Annotated in this window: 18 protein-coding genes; 10 read left to right on the plus strand and 8 right to left on the minus strand. The window is 68.4% G+C overall.

The window, feature by feature from the left end; translation table 11 throughout:
- Positions 1 to 3 precede the first annotated feature (3 nt).
- Positions 4 to 792, minus strand: coding sequence for an SIR2 family NAD-dependent protein deacylase (locus D3H34_RS08865; protein ID WP_286185550.1), 789 nt, complete (start codon positions 790 to 792; stop codon positions 4 to 6).
- Complete coding sequence (locus tag D3H34_RS08870; protein ID WP_119553082.1) at positions 789 to 1,640, minus strand: IclR family transcriptional regulator; 852 nt, start codon at positions 1,638 to 1,640, stop codon at positions 789 to 791. Before D3H34_RS08870 ends, D3H34_RS08865 begins: the two co-directional genes overlap by 4 nt.
- 141 nt (positions 1,641 to 1,781) lie before the next feature.
- Between D3H34_RS08870 and D3H34_RS08875 the strand changes: the two genes are divergently transcribed.
- The 6 genes from D3H34_RS08875 (at position 1,782) to fahA (ending at position 8,397) form a co-directional block, all read left to right on the plus strand.
- The gene (locus tag D3H34_RS08875; protein ID WP_119553083.1) at positions 1,782 to 2,741 is read left to right on the plus strand and encodes an MBL fold metallo-hydrolase; all 960 of its coding nucleotides are present in this window, start codon (positions 1,782 to 1,784) and stop codon (positions 2,739 to 2,741) included.
- A gap of 73 nt (positions 2,742 to 2,814) precedes the next feature.
- On the plus strand, positions 2,815 to 4,452 hold the full coding sequence (locus tag D3H34_RS08880; RefSeq protein ID WP_119553084.1) for an FAD-dependent oxidoreductase: 1,638 nt from the start codon (positions 2,815 to 2,817) through the stop codon (positions 4,450 to 4,452).
- A 5-nt stretch (positions 4,453 to 4,457) separates the two neighbouring features.
- A complete protein-coding gene (locus D3H34_RS08885) occupies positions 4,458 to 4,646 on the plus strand; it encodes a DUF2783 domain-containing protein (protein ID WP_119553149.1) in 189 nt (62 codons plus the stop codon).
- A 63-nt stretch (positions 4,647 to 4,709) separates the two neighbouring features.
- The gene (gene hmgA / locus D3H34_RS08890) at positions 4,710 to 6,020 is read left to right on the plus strand and encodes a homogentisate 1,2-dioxygenase (protein WP_119553085.1); all 1,311 of its coding nucleotides are present in this window, start codon (positions 4,710 to 4,712) and stop codon (positions 6,018 to 6,020) included.
- Positions 6,017 to 6,991, plus strand: coding sequence for a Bug family tripartite tricarboxylate transporter substrate binding protein (locus D3H34_RS08895; protein WP_119553086.1), 975 nt, complete (start codon positions 6,017 to 6,019; stop codon positions 6,989 to 6,991). Before hmgA ends, D3H34_RS08895 begins: the two co-directional genes overlap by 4 nt.
- Positions 6,992 to 7,128: 137 nt before the next feature.
- Complete coding sequence (gene fahA / locus D3H34_RS08900) at positions 7,129 to 8,397, plus strand: fumarylacetoacetase (RefSeq protein WP_119553087.1); 1,269 nt, start codon at positions 7,129 to 7,131, stop codon at positions 8,395 to 8,397.
- Between the two features lie 126 nt (positions 8,398 to 8,523).
- On the opposite strand, the gene mrdA is transcribed toward fahA, so the two are convergent.
- From mrdA to D3H34_RS08920, 4 genes are all read right to left on the minus strand, one after another.
- Complete coding sequence (gene mrdA / locus D3H34_RS08905) at positions 8,524 to 10,521, minus strand: penicillin-binding protein 2 (protein WP_119553088.1); 1,998 nt, start codon at positions 10,519 to 10,521, stop codon at positions 8,524 to 8,526.
- 57 nt (positions 10,522 to 10,578) lie between these two features.
- On the minus strand, positions 10,579 to 11,100 hold the full coding sequence (gene mreD, locus D3H34_RS08910; protein WP_119553089.1) for a rod shape-determining protein MreD: 522 nt from the start codon (positions 11,098 to 11,100) through the stop codon (positions 10,579 to 10,581).
- Positions 11,097 to 12,062, minus strand: a complete 966-nt coding sequence (gene mreC / locus D3H34_RS08915; protein ID WP_119553090.1) for a rod shape-determining protein MreC — start codon at positions 12,060 to 12,062, stop codon at positions 11,097 to 11,099. The genes mreD and mreC overlap by 4 nt, the downstream gene beginning before the upstream one ends.
- 86 nt (positions 12,063 to 12,148) lie before the next feature.
- Positions 12,149 to 13,192 carry a rod shape-determining protein gene (locus D3H34_RS08920; protein ID WP_056583929.1) on the minus strand — a complete coding sequence of 348 codons (1,044 nt, stop codon included), beginning with the start codon at positions 13,190 to 13,192 and terminating at the stop codon, positions 12,149 to 12,151.
- A 215-nt stretch (positions 13,193 to 13,407) separates the two neighbouring features.
- On the opposite strand from D3H34_RS08920, the gene gatC reads away from it, so the two are divergent.
- Genes gatC through gatB form a run of 3 tightly spaced genes read left to right on the plus strand, consistent with a single transcriptional unit; the run spans position 13,408 to position 16,695 of the window.
- Complete coding sequence (gene gatC, locus D3H34_RS08925; RefSeq protein WP_119553091.1) at positions 13,408 to 13,707, plus strand: Asp-tRNA(Asn)/Glu-tRNA(Gln) amidotransferase subunit GatC; 300 nt, start codon at positions 13,408 to 13,410, stop codon at positions 13,705 to 13,707.
- On the plus strand, positions 13,707 to 15,197 hold the full coding sequence (gene gatA / locus D3H34_RS08930) for an Asp-tRNA(Asn)/Glu-tRNA(Gln) amidotransferase subunit GatA (RefSeq protein ID WP_119553092.1): 1,491 nt from the start codon (positions 13,707 to 13,709) through the stop codon (positions 15,195 to 15,197). Before gatC ends, gatA begins: the two co-directional genes overlap by 1 nt.
- A gap of 1 nt (position 15,198) precedes the next feature.
- The gene (gene gatB / locus D3H34_RS08935) at positions 15,199 to 16,695 is read left to right on the plus strand and encodes an Asp-tRNA(Asn)/Glu-tRNA(Gln) amidotransferase subunit GatB (protein ID WP_119553093.1); all 1,497 of its coding nucleotides are present in this window, start codon (positions 15,199 to 15,201) and stop codon (positions 16,693 to 16,695) included.
- A gap of 106 nt (positions 16,696 to 16,801) precedes the next feature.
- On the opposite strand, the gene D3H34_RS08940 is transcribed toward gatB, so the two are convergent.
- Both D3H34_RS08940 and pyrE read right to left on the minus strand, forming a co-directional pair.
- Positions 16,802 to 17,494 carry a DUF4124 domain-containing protein gene (locus D3H34_RS08940; protein WP_119553094.1) on the minus strand — a complete coding sequence of 231 codons (693 nt, stop codon included), beginning with the start codon at positions 17,492 to 17,494 and terminating at the stop codon, positions 16,802 to 16,804.
- Positions 17,495 to 17,506: 12 nt separating this feature from the next.
- Positions 17,507 to 18,187: an orotate phosphoribosyltransferase gene (gene pyrE / locus D3H34_RS08945; RefSeq protein WP_119553095.1), complete on the minus strand. Its 681-nt coding sequence runs from the start codon at positions 18,185 to 18,187 to the stop codon at positions 17,507 to 17,509.
- A gap of 12 nt (positions 18,188 to 18,199) precedes the next feature.
- On the opposite strand from pyrE, the gene D3H34_RS08950 reads away from it, so the two are divergent.
- Positions 18,200 to 19,003, plus strand: coding sequence for an exodeoxyribonuclease III (locus D3H34_RS08950; protein WP_119553096.1), 804 nt, complete (start codon positions 18,200 to 18,202; stop codon positions 19,001 to 19,003).
- Positions 19,004 to 19,019 lie beyond the last annotated feature (16 nt).

Below are 19,019 nucleotides of genomic sequence, written 5' to 3' on the forward strand. Positions count from 1 at the left end.
GTTTCAGTCGCCGGCCATCCCCGCCAGCAACTGCGGCAGCAGGTCTTCCGACGCCCCGCGCAGCACCACCGCCGCCGCGTCGTCCAGATGCGGCAGCGGCTCGATGTTGAGCGTGACGAGCCGCGCCCCGCGCGCCATCGCAAGCTTGGGCAGCTCGGCCGCCGGGTAGACGATGGTGGTGCTGCCGACCACGAGGAACAGGTCGGACTCCTGCGCCGCCACCTGGGCGTCGAGCAGCACGCCCGGGTTGAGCATCTCGCCGAACATCACCACGTCGGGCCGTGCATGCGAACCGCAGCGCAGGCAGCGGTGGAAGGGCCATGGGCCGCTGCGGTTGCCGCAGTGGTCGCAGCGCCAGCGGCGCAGCGAGCCATGCAGCTCCAGCACGTCCTGTCCGCCGGCCTTGCCGAGGAGGCCATCGACGTTCTGCGTGATGAGCCGGGTCGCGGGCCGCAGCCGTTGCAGCTGCGCCAGCGCGAGGTGGCCGGGGTTGGGTGACGCGGTCTCGATCAGCGACAGGCGCTGGGCCCAGAACTTGGTGAAGCCGCCCGGGTCGCGCGCGAGGTCTTCGGCGTGCGAGAACTTGAGCGCGTTCTGGCTCGCCCAGAGGCCGTCGGCGTCGCGGTAGGTCGGGATGCCCGAGGCCTTCGAGAGGCCCGCGCCCGAGAAGACCACGATGCGCCGGGCACCACGCAGCAACGCCACGGTGCGGTCGATGCGCAGCGCGAGGTCGTCGGAGGCGGAAGCAGAAGACGAAGAAGAGGAAGACACGGCGGAAGAAAACAGGCTCATCGGTCGGACACAAGGGACACCGCGGCAGCGCCCAGTCGCTGCGACACCGTGCCCGCGCAGGCCTTGAGCGCGCGCGCGATCTCGCCGTCCCAGGCGGTGTCGAAGATGGCGGCCGGGCCGATGGCGGTCACGGCCAGCACGATGGCGCCGGTGTGGTCGAACACCGGCGCGGCCATGGCGCTCACGCCCTCGATCACCTCGCCGTCGGAGCGGCTGATGCCGTGGTCGCGCACCTCCTTCAGCTGGCGCTCGAAGTCGCTCCACGAGGGCAGCGGCTGCACGGCAGGCATGCCCGCCGCCGGGGCGGATTCGGCGGCGCCCTTGCGCTGCTTCTGGCGCTGGCGCTCGTCCTCGAGCTGGCCGCGCACCACGGCGGCGTCGAGGTAGGCGCCGAAGACGCGGCCCGAGGCCGTGGTGGTCAGCGAGAACACCGTGCCGTGGCGCATGTTCACGTGCACCGGCGAGGGCGACTCGGCCGTGCGCACGATGGTCGCGCCCCGCGCGCCCCACACGGCCAGCGCCACGGTATGGCCGATCTGCTGCGCGAGCCGGGCGACCAGCGGCGTGGCGATGTGCACCGGGTCGGCCTGCTGCAGGCTGATCAGCCCCAGTTGCAAGGCCAGCGGGCCGAGCAGATAGTGGCCGCTGGCGCGGTCCTGCTCGATGAGCCCCAACCGGCCGAAGCTCACCATGTACGGGTGGGCCTTGGCGGCCGTCATGTCCGCTTCGCGGGCAAGGTCTTTGAGCGCCATCGGGCGGCCGTGGTGCACCAGGGCGCGCAGCAGCTGCCCGCCGACTTCGATGCTCTGGATGCCGCGCTGGGCGCGGTCGGTGTCATTGGCTGCCATGGCCCGCCTTGCCCTGTGGTCGTTCGTTCATGAAGAAGGGATTAGACATGAACTGATCCGCGGCTTACACTCCGCACATTCGTTAATAGCGAATTCATTCGCCAGAAACAAATACACCCCCACCCACACCGGAGACACACGATGAGCCAAGCCAAGAAATTCGCCAGCCAGGCCGATCTGGAAGAAAAGAAGGTCACCTTCAGCCAGATCTCCGAACACGCCTGGGCCTACACGGCCGAGGGCGACCCCAACACCGGGATCATCATTGGCGACGACTGCGTGCTGGTGGCCGACACCCAGGCCACGCCCGCCATGGCCGCCGACGTGGTGCGCCGCATCCGCGAAGTGACCGACAAGCCCATCAAGTACGTGGTGCTCACCCACTACCACGCGGTGCGCGTGCTGGGCGCGGCGGGCTACGGCGCCGAGCACATCCTGGCCAGCCAGGACACGCGCGACCTGATCGTCGAGCGCGGCGAGGAAGACAAGGCCAGCGAAATCGGCCGCTTCCCCCGCCTGTTCCAGAACGTCGAGACGGTGCCCCCGGGCCTGACCTGGCCCACCATGACCTTCACCGGCAAGATGACGCTGTGGCTGGGCAAGCTCGAAGTGCAGCTGCTGCAGCTGGGCCGCGGCCACACCAAGGGCGACACGGTCGTCTGGCTGCCGCAGGAGCGTGCGCTGCTGTCGGGCGACCTGGTCGAGTTCGGTGCCACGCCGTATGCGGGCGATGCCTACTTCCAGGACTGGCCGCAGACGCTGGACAACCTCGCCGCCCTGAAGCCGCTGGCCCTGGTGCCCGGCCGCGGCGCCGCGCTGACCACGCCGCAGGACGTGGCCAAGGGCCTGCAGGAAACGCGCGACTTCATCGCCGACGTGTACGCCAGCGTGAAAGAAGGCGTGAAGGCCGGCCGCGACCTGAACGCGGTCTACAAGGACACCTACGAGAAGCTCAAGCCCAAGTACAGCCAGTGGGTGATCTTCGACCACTGCATGCCCTTCGACGTGAGCCGCGCCTACGACGAGGCCTCGGGCCACGCCGACCCGCGCGTGTGGACGGCGCAGCGCGACATCGACATGTGGAAGGCGCTGGAAGGCTGACCGGTATTTCTCCCTCCCCTGCCGGGGGAGGCGCAAGACAACGACAGAAGACCCCAGACACGGAGACAAGCACGTGATCGACTACCAAAGCCTGCGCTTCGACTACAAGCGCCACGCCGACCAGGACGCCGCCGCGCCCGCCCGCCACCCCGTGGTGGTCGTGGGTGCCGGCCCGGTGGGCCTGGCGCTCGCCATCGACCTCGCGCTGCGGCAGATTCCCGTGGTGCTGCTGGACAACGACAACACGCTGTCCAGCGGCTCGCGCGCGATCTGCTTCGCCAAGCGCACGCTCGAAGTGTTCGACCGCCTCGGCTGCGGCGACCGCATGGTGGACAAGGGCGTGTCGTGGAACGTCGGCCGGGTGTTCTTCCATGACGAGCAGGTGTACAGCTTCGACCTGCTGCCCGAGCCCGGCCACGAGCGACCGGCCTTCATCAACCTGCAGCAGTACTACGTCGAGGGCTACCTCGTCGAGCGCGCTGCTTCGCTGCCGCTGATCGACCTGCGCTGGAACAACAAGGTGACGGGTATCGAACAGGGCGACGACGGCGCCGTGCTCACCATCGAGACGCCCGAGGGCGACTACCAGCTGCAGGCCGGCTACGTCGCCGCCTGCGACGGCTCGCGCTCCAACCTGCGCCAGCTGCTCGGGCAGGAAGCCAAGGGCCGCGTCTTCCGCGACCGCTTCCTGATCGCCGACATCACGATGGACGCGCACCTGCCCACCGAGCGCCGCTTCTGGTTCGATCCGTCGTTCCACCCCGGCCAGAGCGTGCTGCTGCACAAGCAGGCCGACGGCGTGTGGCGCATCGACTTCCAGCTCGGCTGGGACGCCGACCCGGTGGAAGAACGCAAGCCCGAGAACATCACGCCGCGCGTGCGCGCGCTGCTGGACAGCATCGGCTTCGAGGGCGTGCAGTTCCAGATCGGCTGGGCCAGCGTCTACACCTTCGCCTGCCAGCGCATGGAGCGCTTCCGCCACGGCCGCGTGCTGTTCGCGGGCGACTCGGCGCACGGCGTGTCGCCCTTCGGCGCGCGCGGTGCCAACTCGGGCGTGCAGGACGCCGACAACCTCGCCTGGAAGCTCGCGGCCGTGGTGCAGGGCGACGCGCCCGACGCGCTGCTCGACACCTACGCCAGCGAACGCGAGTACGCGGCCGACGAGAACATCCGCAACTCCACGCGCGCGACCGACTTCATCACGCCCAAGAGCGAGGTGAGCCGGCTGTTCCGCGACGCGGTGCTGGAGCTGACCAAGCGCCACGCCTTCGCGCGCACGCTGGTCAACAGCGGGCGCCTGTCGGTGGCCACGGTGCTGCGCGATTCGCCGCTGAACACGCCCGACGCCGACACCTTCGCGGGTGCGATGGTGCCCGGCGCGGCGGCGGCCGATGCACCGGTGGTGCGCGCCGATGGCAGCACCGGCTGGCTGCTGCGCGAATGCCATGGGGCGCGCTTCACCGCGCTGGTGTTCGGCGACGGCGAAGCGGCCGAGCGCAGCCTGCAGGCCCTGAAGGCGTCCGAGCTGACGCTGCACACCGTGCGCGTGGCGAGTGGCGGTGCCGAGGCGGCGCTGGCCACGCAGCGCTACGACGCGCAACCCGGCACCGTCTACCTGCTGCGGCCCGACCAGCACGTGTGCGCACGCTGGCGGCAACCCACCGCGGCGAAGCTCCGCGCGGCCCTCGACCACGCACTGGCAAAGGCATGACGACGATGCAACTGATCACCACGCCCCACCTCGACGCGCCCGACGATTTCTACGAGGCGCTCATCGAAGCCCACCAAGGGCTTTCCACCGAAGAAAGCCACGCCTTCAACGCACGGCTCGTGCTGGTGCTGGCCAACCACGTCGGCTCGCTGGCCGTGCTGCGCGAGGCCTTCGACGCGGCGCGCGCCGGCTGAGCTGCGGCGCCTTCACGCACATTCAACAGATTCACCTCATCGCGATTTTCGAAAGAGAAGCCCATGACCCAAGCAACCCCTGCCTCCGAACGGCGCTACCAGAGCGGCTTCGGCAACGAATACGCCTCCGAGGCCGTGCCCGGCGCGCTGCCGCAAGGCCGCAACAACCCGCAGCGCGGCCCCTTCGACCTGTACACCGAGCTGCTCTCGGGCACCGCCTTCACGGCGCCGCGCCACGAGAACCGCCGCACCTGGCTGTACCGTCGCCAGCCCTCGGTGGTGTCGGGCCGCTACCAGCCCTACGCCCAGGCGCGCTGGACCACCGGCGCCGACCGCGAGATCGCGCTGCCGCCCGAGCCGATGCGCTGGGGCCCGCTGCCGCTGGACGGCGCGGCCGACAAGGACTTCGTCGACGGCATGCACACGCTGGCCGCCAACGGCGACGCCGAGTCGCAGGTCGGCATCGGCTCGCTGATGTACCTGGCCGGGCGTTCGATGGAACAGCGCGCCTTCGTCAATGCCGACGGCGAGATGCTGGTGATGCCCCAGCAGGGCCGCCTCGTCATCACCACCGAACTCGGCGTACTCGACGTCAAGCCCGGCGAGATCGCCGTGCTGCCGCGCGGCATGGTCTTCAAGGTCGCGCTGCCCGACGGTCTCTCGCGCGGCTACGTGTGCGAGAACTACGGCGCGCACTTCCGCCTGCCCGAGCTCGGCCCGATCGGCTCGAACGGCCTGGCCAATGCACGCGACTTCCAGGCACCCGTGGCAGCCTTCGAGGAAGACGGCGGCGCCTACGAGCTGGTGAAGAAATTCGGCGGCCGCTTCTGGACCGCGCCCACCAAGCAGTCGCCCTTCAACGTGGTCGCCTGGCACGGCAACCTGGCGCCGGTGAAGTACGACACGGCGAACTTCATGGTGATCGGCTCGATCAGCTTCGACCATCCCGATCCGTCGATCTTCACCGTGCTGACCTCGCCCAGCGACACGCCCGGCACGGCCAACTGCGACTTCGTGATCTTCCCGCCGCGCTGGATGGTCATGGAGAACACCTTCCGTCCGCCATGGTTCCACCGCAACCTCATGAGCGAGTTCATGGGCCTGGTGCTGGGCGAGTACGACGCCAAGCCGGGCGGTTTCAAGCCCGGCGGCGCCAGCCTGCACAACTGCATGGTGCCGCACGGCCCGGATGAAGAAGCCTTCGACAAGGCGACGCACGCCGACCTCAAGCCGCACAAGCTGGACAACACGCTGGCCTTCATGTTCGAGAGCCGCTACCGTTTCATCCCGACGAACTTCGCGCTGCAAAGCCCGGCGCTCGACACCGACTACACGGACTGCTGGGCCGGCTTGAAGGACCAGTTCAAGGCATGACGCACGCTCTCACCCTCACACGCCGCGCGGCGGCCCTCGCGCTGCTGGCCGCGCCCCTGCTCACGCACGCGGCCGACTTTCCGTCGAAGCCCATCAAGTTCATCGTGCCCTACACGGCCGGCGGCACCACGGATCTCGTGGCACGCACCGTGGGCCAGAAGGTCTCGGAGAAGCTGGGCCAGCCGGTGCTCATCGACAACCGCGGCGGCGCGGGCGGCAACATCGGCATGGACGCCGTGGCCAAGGCCGCGCCCGACGGCTACACCATCGGCTTCGGTGCGATCTCGACCAATGCGCTGAATCCGCACATCTACAAGTCGATGGCCTTCGACCCACGCAAGGACTTCACCGCCATCAGCCTGCTGGGCATGTCGACCATCGTGCTCGAAGTGCCGGCAAGCTCGGCCATCAAGACCGTGCCCGACCTGATCGCCGCCGCGAAGAAGAACCCCGGCCTGCCCTACGCCACCGCGGGCGCCGGCACCTCGATGAACCTGGCCGGCGTGATGTTCGCGCAGATGACCGGCACCGAGCTCACGCACGTGGCCTACAAGGGCAGCGGCCCGGCCATCACCGACATGCTGGGCAACAACATCACGGTGATGTTCGACAACCTGCCGGCCTCGCTGCCGCACATCCAGGCCGGCAAGCTGCGCGCACTGGCGGTGGCAGGATCGACGCGCTCGCCCTCGCTGCCCGACGTGCCGACGATGGCCGAGGCCGGCCTCAAGGGCTACGCGCTGGAACCCTGGTTCGGCGTCTACGGTCCGGCGAAGCTGCCGGCACCGATCGTGAAGGCATTGAACGACGCCTTCGTCGAAGCGCTCGCGATGCCCGACGTGAAGGCCAAGCTGCAGCAGGCGGGCTTCTCGCCACGCGGCTCGACCGCGCAGGAGCTGAGCACGCTCACCGACACCGAATACAAGCGCCTGGGCGACGTCGCCAAAAAGGCCGGCATGACCGCAGAGTGACGCTCACCCCCAGGCTTGCCCACTTCGTGTGGCCGCCACCCCCCTTCCGGGGGCAACACCTGCGGCCCGGCAAAGCCGGTTCCGCGGTGTTCCCTGAAAGAGTCCGGACCCTTAGAACATTTGCTTGAAAGACATCCATGACCGCACTCAACGCCACCCATGACCCGAAGCTGCGCAGCTGGGTCGCCGCCGCCAACGTGGCCGGCACCGACTTCCCGATCCAGAACCTGCCTTTCGGCCGTTTCCGCACCGCCGGCAGCAGCGAGGCCTTTCGCATCGGCGTGGCCATCGGCGACCAGATCCTCGACCTGCGCGCGGCCGGCCTCGTCGACACCGACGACATGAACATGCTGATGAACGCGAGCGTGAAGGATCGCCAGGCCCTGCGCGCCGCGATCTCCGCCGGCCTCGCCGAAGGCAGCGACAAGCAGGCCGCCTGGTCGAAGGCGCTGCTCGCACAGGCCCAGGCCGAGATGACCGTGCCCTGCCGCATCGGCGACTACACCGACTTCTACACGGGCATCCACCACGCCACCACCATCGGCAAGCTGTTCCGTCCCGACCAGCCGCTGATGCCCAACTACAAGTGGGTGCCCATCGGCTACCACGGCCGCGCCTCGTCGATCGGCGTGAGCGGCCAGACCTTCAAGCGCCCCCAGGGCCAGACCAAGGCGCCGGACGCGGTCGCGCCGAGCTTCGGTCCTTCGAAGCGCCTCGACTACGAACTGGAGCTGGGCTTCCTCGTGGGCCGCGGCAATGCGCTGGGCGAGCCCATCGCCATCGCCGATGCCGAAGACCACCTGTTCGGCGTGACGCTGCTCAACGACTGGTCGGCGCGCGACCTGCAGGCCTGGGAATACCAGCCGCTGGGCCCGTTCCTGGCGAAGAACTTCGCCAGCACGCTGTCGCCCTGGATCGTGACGACCGAGGCGCTGGCCCCGTTCCGCGCGAAGTTCGAGCGCCCCGCCGAAGACCCGCAACCGCTGCCCTACCTCGACGCCCCGTCGAACCGCGCCAGCGGCGCGCTCGACATCACGCTCGAAGTGCTGCTGCAGACCGCGAAGATGCGCGCCGACGGCGTGGCGCCCGTGCGCCTGACCCTGGGCAACACCACCGAAGCCGCCTACTGGACCGCCGCGCAGCTCATCACGCACCACACGGTCAACGGCTGCAACCTGCAGCCCGGCGACCTGCTGGGCTCGGGCACGCTGTCGGGCCCGCAACCCGACCAGGCCGGCTCGCTGATGGAACTCACGCTGGGCGGCAAGCAACCCGTCACGCTGCCCAACGGCGAGAAGCGCACCTTCCTGGAAGACGGCGACACGCTGGTGATGCGCGGCTGGTGCGAGCGCGACGGCGCGGTGCGCATCGGGTTGGGTGAAGTGGCGGGGACCGTGGTCGCCTGAAGTCCGGTGTTGTCCCCTCTCCCCTTGCGGGGAGAGGGTTAGGACAGGGGCTTCGCAACGTCGCGCGGCGTTGACTGCCGCGAGCCCCCACCCCAGCCCTCCCCCGGAAGGGGAGGGAGCAAGACTTCAGGGCGTAGGCGTCGCCGACGATGCCGCGCCCGCCGGCGCCGGTGCGGCAACCGCCGCCGGCCACGCCACCTCGCTGGCCACGCGCGGCTTGCCCATCGGGGCGCCGGCGCGACCGATGCGCACGGCGGCCATGTCGGCCTCGCTCGGGTACTGGTCCATGAGCCAGTAGTCGAACACTCGGCGCGCCAGCGGCGCTGCGGCACCCGCACCCCAGCCCGCGTTCTCCACGATGACCGCCAGCGCGATCTTCGGGTTGTTGGCCGGTGCGTAGGCCATGAACAGCGCGTGGTCGCGCTGGTGCTCCTCGAGCGCGCGCGCGTTGTACTTGGTGTTCTTGGCCTGCGTCACGGCCTGCGCCGTGCCGGTCTTGCCAGCCGCCTGGTAGCCCGCGCCCGCGAACACGCCGCGCGCGGTGCCGCTGGTGACCACGCTGGTCAGACCCTCCCGGATCACCGCGACGTTGGCCGCCGTGTAGCCGAGGTTCTCGGCGGGCGGCTGCGGCAGCGGCACGACCTGCCCGCTGACCGTGTTGCGCATCGCCAGCGCCAGGTGCGGCCGGTGCTTCATGCCGCCGTCGGCCACGATGGCCGTGGCCTGCGCCAGCTGCAGCATGGTGAAGGCGTTGTAGCCCTGGCCGATGCCCAGCGAGATCGTCTCGCCCGCGTACCACTTCTTCTGCTCGGGCCGCTTGTAGGCGTTGCGCTTCCACTCGGTGCTCGGCAGCACGCCGCGCACCTCGCCGCCCAGGTCGATGCCGGTGATCTGGCCGAAGCCCAGCGGCTTCATGAAGTCGTGGATCAGGTCCACGCCCATCTCGTTGGCCAGCGAGTAGTAGTAGATGTTGCTCGACACCTGGATCGAGCGGCGCATGTCGACACCGCCCAGGTAGCCTTCGGGGCTGCCGAAGCGGTGGCCGCCGAAATTGAAGTAGCCGGGGTCGTTCACCACCACGCTCGCCGCGCGCTTGCCGGTCTGCAGCGCCGCCAGCGCCATGAAGGGCTTGTAGGTAGAGCCCGGCGGGTAGGTGCCGCGCAGCGCGCGGTTGAGCAGCGGCTTGTCGATGGATTCGGTGAGCGCCTGCCAGCTCTCGGTGTCGATGCCTTCGACGAACAGGTTGGGGTCGAAGGTCGGCTTGCTCACGAAGGCCAGGATCTCGCCGGTCTTCGGGTCGATGGCCACGAGCGCGCCGCGCCGCTCGCCGTACATGTCTTCGATCAGCTTCTGCAGCTTGATGTCGAGCGACAGCATGACGGTGTTGCCCGGCGTGGCCGGGTGGCTCGCGAGCCGGCGCACGGCGCGCCCGCCGGCGGAGGTTTCCATCTGCTCGACGCCGGTCTGGCCGTGCAGCATCTTCTCGTAGCTCTGCTCGATGCCGAGCTTGCCGATGTAATCGGTGCCCTTGTAGTTGGCCTGCTCTTCCTCGTCCCAGTCTTCCATCGCGGTCTTCTCGCGCTGGTTGATGCGGCCGATGTAGCCCAGCACGTGCGAGGCCAGCTCGCCCTGCGGGTAGTTGCGGAACAGGCGCGCCTTGATCTCCACGCCCGGAAACCGGTAGCGCTGCGCCGCGAAGCGCGCGACCTCTTCGTCGCTCAGCCGGGTGCGGATCGGAATGGAGTCGAAGCTGCGCGAGTCCTCGCGCAGGCGCTTGAAGCGGCGGCGATCGCGCGGCGACACCTCGAGCACGCTGGTCAGGCTGTTGATGGTTTCCTCGACATCGCCGACCTTCGAGGGCGTGATCTCCAGCGTGTAGGCCGAGTAGTTGGAAGCCAGCACGATGCCGTTGCGATCGAGGATGAGCCCCCGGTTCGGCACCACCGGCACCACGGCTGTGCGGTTGCTCTCGGCCTGCTCGGCCAGGTCTTCGTGCCGCACCACCTGCAGGTAGACCAGTCGCGACCCCAGCAAGCCGAAGCCGAACAAGACCGCCAGGCCGATGACGATCACGCGGCGCTTGAAGCGCGCCAGATCGGCGGCAACGTTGCGGATTTCGGTCATGGCATCAGGAGCTTAGGCGTGCGCAGGAGCGATGGCAAATGCGACGAAGGGCAGGACTTAGAGGGGTCGGTTCTCGTCGGGTTCGGGCGTGCGGCGCTGAGGCGCGAGCAGCAGCGCCGTTGCCAGCGGCCACAGCGCCGCCTCGAGTGCGGGCGAGATCAGCACGCTCCAGCCCGGGAATACACCGCCGCCGATCATGCGCGTGAGCACCTCGATCAGCTGCGACAACGCAAACAGCGGCAGCACCTGCAGCGCCTGCGAGAACACCGGGTACCAGAGCAGGCGCCGGTGGATCATGATCGCGAAGAAGCCCAGCGTGGTGTAGGACAGCGCATGCTGGCCCAGCATGGCCGACTGGTGCACGTCCATGAGCAGGCCGAACATGAAGGCCGCGCCGATGCCCACGCGCGCAGGCTGGTGCACGCCCCAGAACACGATCACCAGCGCCAGCAGGTCGGGCATCCAGGCGGCACGGCCGATGGGCACCATGTTGACCAGCAGCGCCACGATGAGGCTGGTCCACATGAAGACGGGGCTGACGGGCAGCAGAAGCTGCTGCTGGCCGGGGCGCTTGATCATCGCGTGGAGCCTCCCGCCGGTTTCTTCTCGTTCTTGCCGGCGCCCGGCTTGCCGTCGGGCCGTTTGCGCTGGGTGCTCGCCGCCTCGACGTGCGGCGGCGCCACCGGCGCGCCGGAGGGTTCGAGCACGAGCACGTAGCGCGCGGCCGTCACGTGGGCCAGCGGCACGCAGTAGATGCGGGCAAAGGCCGAGTCGGCGCGGCGCTCGATGCGTTCGATCTTCGCCACCGGCAGGCCGGCCGGGTAGATGCCGTCGACGCCGCTGGTAGAGAGCAGGTCGCCCTCCTGCAAGTCGGCGTTGGCGGCCATGAAGCGCAGCTCGAGGCCGCCGCCGTGCGCCGAGGCGTCGCCGAAGGCCACGCTGCGCACGCCGGTGCGGGTGTTCTGCACAGGAATGGCCAGGTCGCGGTCGATCACCAGCGTGACCTCGCTCGTGAAGGGCAGCACCTGCGTCACCTGGCCCAGCACGCCGCGCGCGTCGATCACCGGCGAGCCGGCGGCCACGCCTTGCGCGAGGCCCTGGTCGATGACGATCTTGCGGGTGTAGGGGTCGGCCGCGTCGTACAGCACCTCGGCCGGGCGGCCGGGCGTGGTGGTGGTCTGGCGCAGCTCGAGCAGTTCGCGCAGGCGGGCGTTGTCCTGGGCGAGCGTGTCGGCGCGGCTGGCGGTCTCGGCCTGCAGCATCAGGGCCTTGCGGGCCTCGTCCTCGTTGCGCTGCGCGGTCTGCAGGTCTTCGAAGTAGCGGCTGCCACCCATCACCAGCATGACCGGCTTGAGCGCCGCCATCTGCACCGGATAGAGCACCGCGCCGATGGCCGAGCGGATCGGCTTCACGAGGTGAAAGCGTGCGTCGGCGACCATCAGGAAGAGCGAGAGCGCGCCGAAGAAGATCAGCTTGCTGAGTGCCGATTGCCCCTGGTTGAACAGGGGAGGCGCTGTGCGATCGAGCGTGCCCAGAGGCATGTAGTCAGACCCGGCAGTGGTGCGGCATCAAATAACAAAAAGCCGGCCTGCGCAAGCAAAGGCCGGCCGATGGCGGCTTTCGCCTTTTATTCGCTCGTGAAGATGCTGCCCAGACGGTCCATGCGCTCGAGGGCGATGCCGCAGCCGCGCACCACGCAGGTCAGCGGATCTTCGGCCACGAGCACCGGCAGGCCGGTTTCCTCGGCGAGCAGGCGGTCGAGGTCGCGCAGCAGCGCGCCACCGCCCGTGAGCATCATGCCGCGTTCGGCGATGTCGGCGCCCAGTTCGGGGGGCGTCTGTTCCAGCGCGTTCTTCACGGCCGAGACGATGTTGTTCAGGGGATCGGTCAGGGCTTCCAGCACTTCGTTGCTGCTGATGGTGAAGCTGCGCGGCACGCCTTCGGAGAGGTTGCGGCCCTTGACTTCCATTTCCTTGACTTCGGAGCCCGGAAAGGCCGAGCCGATGTTCTTCTTGATGACTTCGGCCGTCGGCTCGCCGATCAGCATGCCGTAGTTGCGGCGGATGTAGTTGATGATGGCTTCGTCGAAGCGGTCGCCACCGACACGCACCGAGCCCTTGTAGACCATGCCGCCCAGCGAGATGACGCCCACCTCGGTGGTGCCGCCGCCGATGTCCACCACCATCGAGCCCGAGGCTTCGCTGACGGGCAGGCCGGCGCCGATGGCCGCGGCCATGGGTTCTTCGATGAGGTAGACGGCGGTGGCGCCGGCGGCTTCGGCTGCGTCCTTGATGGCGCGGCGCTCGACCTGGGTCGAGCCGCAGGGCACGCAGATGATGATGCGCGGGCTCGGCGTGAGCAGCGTACGCGGGTGCACCATCTTGATGAACTGCTTGATCATCTGCTCGGTGATCACGAAGTCGGCGATCACGCCATCCTTCATCGGGCGGATGGCTTCGATGTTGCCGGGCACCTTGCCGAGCATCGCCTTGGCTTCGCGGCCGACTGCCTGGATCACCTTCTTGCCGTGGGGCCCGCCTTCGTGGCGGATCGCGACCACCGAGGGTTCGTCCAGCACGATGCCCTTGTTGCGGGCGAAGATCAGGGTGTTGGCGGTGCCGAGGTCGATCGCCAGGTCGGTGGAGAAGTACCGACGGAAAGCTCCAAACATGTGCGGAATCCTCTGAGCACGGCCTGCGCATCGGCAGGTCGTCGCTCTATTTTTGGGTCGTTTGACGGGGTGAATTGATCGTTTTTGGCGCAAAAGCCGGCGCGTTCGCGGGGGTTGCGGCAAAGGCGGGATAATACCCGAATCCCCTCTGAATCCCGTGTGAGCACCCTCTTCGGCGTGCGATTACCTCTGGTTTTTCGACCGGTCAGCCATCTATGTCTCTTTCCGCTTCCGATATTGCACGCATCGCCTCCTTGGCGCGGCTGCAGCTTGCCTCAGACGAAAGCGAGCGCATGCTCACTCAAATCAACGGCTTCTTCGATCTGGTCGAACGCATGCGCGCGGTCGACACCACGGGCGTCGAGCCGCTGGCGCATCCGGTGGCCGCGCTCGAAGACGTGACGCTGCGCCTGCGCGACGACGTCGTGAGCGAGCCGAACAACCGCGAAGCCAACCAGAAGAGCGCCCCGGCCGTCGAAGCCGGCCTGTTCCTCGTGCCGAAAGTGATCGAATGATGAGCAGCGGTGAACTGCACCAATGGAGCGTTGTCGAGCTGGCGAAGGCGCTGGCCGACCGCAAGGTCTCGGCCGTCGAGGCCTCGCAGGCTTTTCTCGGCCGCATGAAGGCCCACGAATCGCTCGGTACCTTTGTCGACGTCAACGAAGAAGTCACGCTGGCCCAAGCCCGCGCGGCCGACGCGCTCATCGCCAAGGGCAACGCCCCGGCGCTGGCCGGCGTGCCGATCGCGCACAAGGACATCTTCGTCACCACCGATTTCGCCACCACCGCAGGCTCGAAGATGCTCGCGGGCTACCGCTCGCCCTTCGACGCGACCGTGGTGCGCCGCCTGGCCGACGCTGGCGCGGTCACGCTGGGCAAGCTCAGCTGCGACGAGTTCGCGATGGGCTCGGCCAACGAGAACGTCGCCGTGCCCGCCGTGGGCCACAACACCGCCGTGCCGGTGCGCAACCCATGGAACCGCGAGCGCATTCCGGGTGGCTCGTCGGGCGCCAGCGCCGCCGCCGTGGCCGCACGCCTCGCACCCGCGGCGACCGGCACCGACACCGGCGGTTCGATCCGCCAGCCCGCATCTTTCTGCGGCGTCACCGGCATCAAGCCCACGTACGGCCGCGCCTCGCGCTATGGCATGGTGGCCTTCGCATCGAGCCTGGACCAGGCCGGCCCGATGGCCCGCTCGGCCGAAGACTGCGCGCTGCTGCTGTCGGCCTTCTGCGGCCCCGACCTCGACCGCGATTCGACCTCGCTCGACAAGCCCGCGGAAGACTTCGGCCGCTCGCTGAACGACTCGCTCGAAGGCCTGCGCATCGGCGTGCCGAAGGAGTTCTTCGGCGAAGGCGTGGCACCCGGCGTGCGCGCGGCCATCGATGCGGCACTGTCGCAGTACGAGAAGCTGGGCGCGAAGCGCGTCGAGGTCTCGCTGCCGCGCACCGAGCTGTCGATTCCCGTGTACTACATCCTGGCCGCGGCGGAAGCATCGAGCAACCTGAGCCGCTTCGACGGCGTCAAGTTCGGCCACCGCGCCAAGCAGTACAAGGACCTGGCCGAGATGTACGAACGCACGCGCGCCGAAGGCTTCGGCGACGAGGTGAAGCGCCGCATCATGATCGGCACCTACGTGCTCTCGCACGGCTACTACGACGCCTACTACCTGCAGGCGCAGAAGGTGCGCCGCATGATCGCGGACGACTTCCAGCAGGCACTCACGCAGTGCGACGTGATCGCCGGCCCCGCCGCGCCGACCACCGCATGGAAGATCGGCGAGCACGGCGACGACCCCGTGGCCGACTACCTCGCCGATATCTTCACGCTGCCCGCCTCACTGGCCGGCCTGCCCGGCATGAGCGTGCCCGCGGGCTTCGACGGTGGCATGCCCGTGGGCCTGCAGCTGATCGGCAACTACTTCGGCGAAGCGAAGCTGCTCAACGCAGCGCACCGCTTCCAGCAAGCCACCGACTGGCACACGCGCACGCCGGAGGGCTTCTGACATGAGCGACAACACCGCAGTGAACACCTTCGAAGCACAACAACAAGGCCGCCCGACCGGCCCGCTCGTGCGCGGCTATGAAGTCATCATCGGCTTCGAGACGCACGCGCAGCTGTCGACCGCGAGCAAGATCTTCAGCCGCGCCTCCACGGCCTTCGGCGCCGAGCCCAACACGCAGGCCTGCGCGGTCGACCTGGCATTGCCGGGCACGCTGCCCGTGATGAACAAGGGCGCGGTCGAACGTGCCATCAAGCTCGGCTTGGCGCTGGGGTCGCACATCGCGCCGCGCAGCGTGTTCGCGCGCAAGAACTACTTCTATCCCGACCTGCCCAAGGGCTACCAGATCAGCCAGTTCGAGATCCCGGTGGTGCAAGGCGGCGCGGTGTCGTTCTTTCTCGGCGAAGAAAAGAAGACCGTGCGCCTGGTGCGCGCCCACCTCGAGGAAGACGCGGGCAAGTCGCTGCACGAAGACTTCATCGGCCAGAGCGGCATCGACCTGAACCGCGCCGGCACGCCGCTCTTGGAGATCGTGACCGAGCCCGACATGCGCTCCACCGCCGAGGCCGTGGCCTATGCGAAGGAACTGCACAAGATCGTCACGTGGATCGGCATCTGCGACGGCAACATGCAGGAAGGCAGCTTCCGCTGCGACGCCAACGTGTCGGTGCGCAAGCCCGGCGAGAAGCTCGGCACGCGCCGCGAGATCAAGAACCTGAACAGCTTCAAGTTCATGCAGCAGGCGATCGACTACGAGATCCGCTGGCAGATCGAGGAGATCGAGGACGGCCGCGAGATCCAGCAGGCCACGGTGCTGTTCGATCCCGACACGGGCGAGACGCGCGCGATGCGCACCAAGGAAGACGCGGCCGACTACCGCTACTTCCCCGATCCCGACCTGCCGCCGCTGGTCATCGCCGCCGACTGGATCGAACGCGTGAAGGCCGACATGCCCGAGCTGCCGCGCGCCATGGCCGACCGCTACGTGGGCGACCACGGCCTGTCGGAGTACGACGCCGCGCAGCTCACGCAGAGCCCGTCGCTGGCGCGCTATTTCGATGAAGCGGTGCAGGCCGGCGCCACGCCGAAGCTCGCCAGCAACTGGATCACCGGCGAAATGGCACGGCGCCTGAATGCCGCCGAGATCGGCATCGAGGCCGCGCCCGTGAAGGCCGCGCAACTCGCGCAGCTGGTCAAGCGCGTCGCCGACGGCACGCTGCCGAACAACGCGGCACGCCAGGTGTTCGAAGCGCTGTGGAGCGGCGAAGGCAGCGATGTCGACGCGATCATCGAGGCGAAGGACCTGAAGCCGATGGCCGACACCGGCGCGCTCGACAAGATCCTCGACGAGGTGATTGCCAAGAATGCCAAGAACGTCGAGGAATACCGCGGCGGCAAGGAGAAGGCGCTCAACGGCCTCGTCGGTCAGGTCATGAAGGCCAGCGGGGGCAAGGCGAACCCGGCGCAGGTCACCGAACTGCTGAAAGCCAAGCTGGGCTGACCCGGCCCCTTTCGCGGAACACCGCGGAACCGGCTCCGCCGGGCCGCAGGTGTTGCCCCCGGAAGGGGGTTGGCGAAGCGACACGAAGTGCGCGAAGCCTGGGGGGTTACCTGGGATTCCCGCCGTTCTGCGGGGACCAGAGCGTCTTGAGACGCCCACGCTCCTCGTCGAAGCGCGCATTCACGCGCTTTTTCTCGTCTTCCTGCTCCGAGATGAACCGGTTCTGCACGGCCACGCTCTGCGTGTTGTCGTCGAGCCGGCGGCGCACCGCGCCGGGCGCCTTGCTCGGGTCCTGCTTGTAAAACTCGAGCTCCTCGTCGATCTTCTTGCGGTCGTCGCCGAGTTCGACGATGCGCTTCTTCGCAGCCTGGATCACCGCATCGATCTGCGACAGCGCCTCGACGCGCTCGCGATCGTGGGTGGTGGCGTTGGGGTAGCGCACCAGCAGCGCGCGCTCGCGGCGGCGCTCGTCGACGATCCGCGCGGCCTGGATGGCGGCCTCGCGGGCGCGGTCCTCACGCTCCTGCTGTTCGCGCGCCGTGTAGGTCGGCTCCAGCTTGCGGCGCACCGAGCCGCTCGGGCTCAACTCGCGCTGCTCGCGGTCGTTGCACTCGGCGATCGGCCGGTCGGCCGTGAGCGTGCGCCCGCGTGCGTCGACACAGGTGTAGATGCCGACGCTCGGCCCCTCCGTCTTGGCGGGCTGGGCCAGCGCCGCCCCGCACGACAGGGCCGCCAGAGCGCCCAGCCACAGCGACGCCACGGCGGCGGCAGAAGAGGGATCGCGCGCGAGGCGTCGCATCGGCGCTGCGTCTCAGGCGCCGTAGCGCGTGCGGTAGGCCAGCACGCGCTCGCGGTGCGCGCCGAGGTCGGCGGCGGCGTTGCCCGAGAGGTAGCTCAGCAGATCGTCCAGCGTGGCGATAGGGATCACGGCCAGCCCGAGCTGGTTGCGCACGTACTGCACGGCGCTGTGGTTCACGTCGACGCCGTTCTCGGTGGCCTTTTCCTGCCGGTCGAGCGCGATGGCCACGGCATGCGGCGTGGCACCGGCGGCCTGGATGGCGGCGATCGATTCACGCACCGCGGTGCCGGCCGACATCACGTCGTCGACGATCAGCACGCGGCCCTTCAGCGGCGCGCCCACGAGGTTGCCGCCTTCGCCGTGCGCCTTGGCTTCCTTGCGGTTGTAGGCGAAAGGGTAATTGCGACCGCGGCGGGCCAGCTCGGCGGCCACGGTGGCGCCCAGCGGGATGCCCTTGTAGGCGGGGCCAAAGATCATGTCGAACTCGAGGCCGCTTTCGATCAGGCGGTCTGCATAGAATCCGGCGAGCCGCGCGATCTTGGCGCCGTCGTCGAACAGTCCCGAATTGAAGAAATAAGGACTCATGCGACCGGCCTTGGTCTTGAATTCGCCGAAGCGAAGCACGCCGGCGTCGAGCGCGAACTGGACGAAGTCCTGTGCCACCGCGCTGCTTGTCTGACCGTCTACAGCCATTGGAAATTCCTTGTGTTCAAACTGACCAGTCTCAATCTCAATGGCCTGCGCTCGGCGACCACCAAAGGCGTCGCCGACTGGGTGGCCGAACTCGCGCCGGATTGTATTTGCATGCAGGAGATCCGCGTCCAGGCCAGCGACGTCGCAGGCCGCTTCGAACAGATGGCGGGCCTGCAGGGCCACTTCCACTTTGCCGAGAAAAAGGGCTATGCGGGCACCGCGGTCTACACGAAGCATGCGCCCAGCGACGTGATCGTGGGCTGGGGCGATCCCGAATTCGACGCCGAGGGCCGCTACCTCGAGCTGCGCTTCGACACGCCCAAGCGCAAGTTCTCGGTCATCAGCTGCTACTTCCCGAGCGGCAGCTCGGGCGAGGAGCGGCAGGCCGCCAAGTTCCGCTTTCTCAAGGGCTTCTTCCCGCACCTGGTGGCGCTCAAGAAGCAACGTGAATTCGTGCTGTGCGGCGACATCAACATCGCGCACCAGGAGATCGACCTGAAGAACTGGCGCGGCAACCAGAAGAACAGCGGCTTCCTGCCCGAAGAGCGCGCCTGGATGACGCGGCTGCTCGACATCGGCGCCGACGGCGCGGGCTTGGTGGACGTCTACCGCATGCTCAAGCCCGACACCACGGGCGAGGCGTACACGTGGTGGAGCAACCGCGGCCAGGCCTACGCGAACAACGTGGGGTGGCGGCTGGACTACCACCTTGCGACGCCGGCCATTGGCGCGCTGGCGCGCACCGAAGCAATCTACAAGACCATCAAGTTCAGCGACCACGCGCCGATCACGGTGGAGTACGACTTCACGCTCTGAGCGCAAGTCGCCGCGC

The sequence above is a fragment of the Acidovorax cavernicola genome (assembly GCF_003581445.1).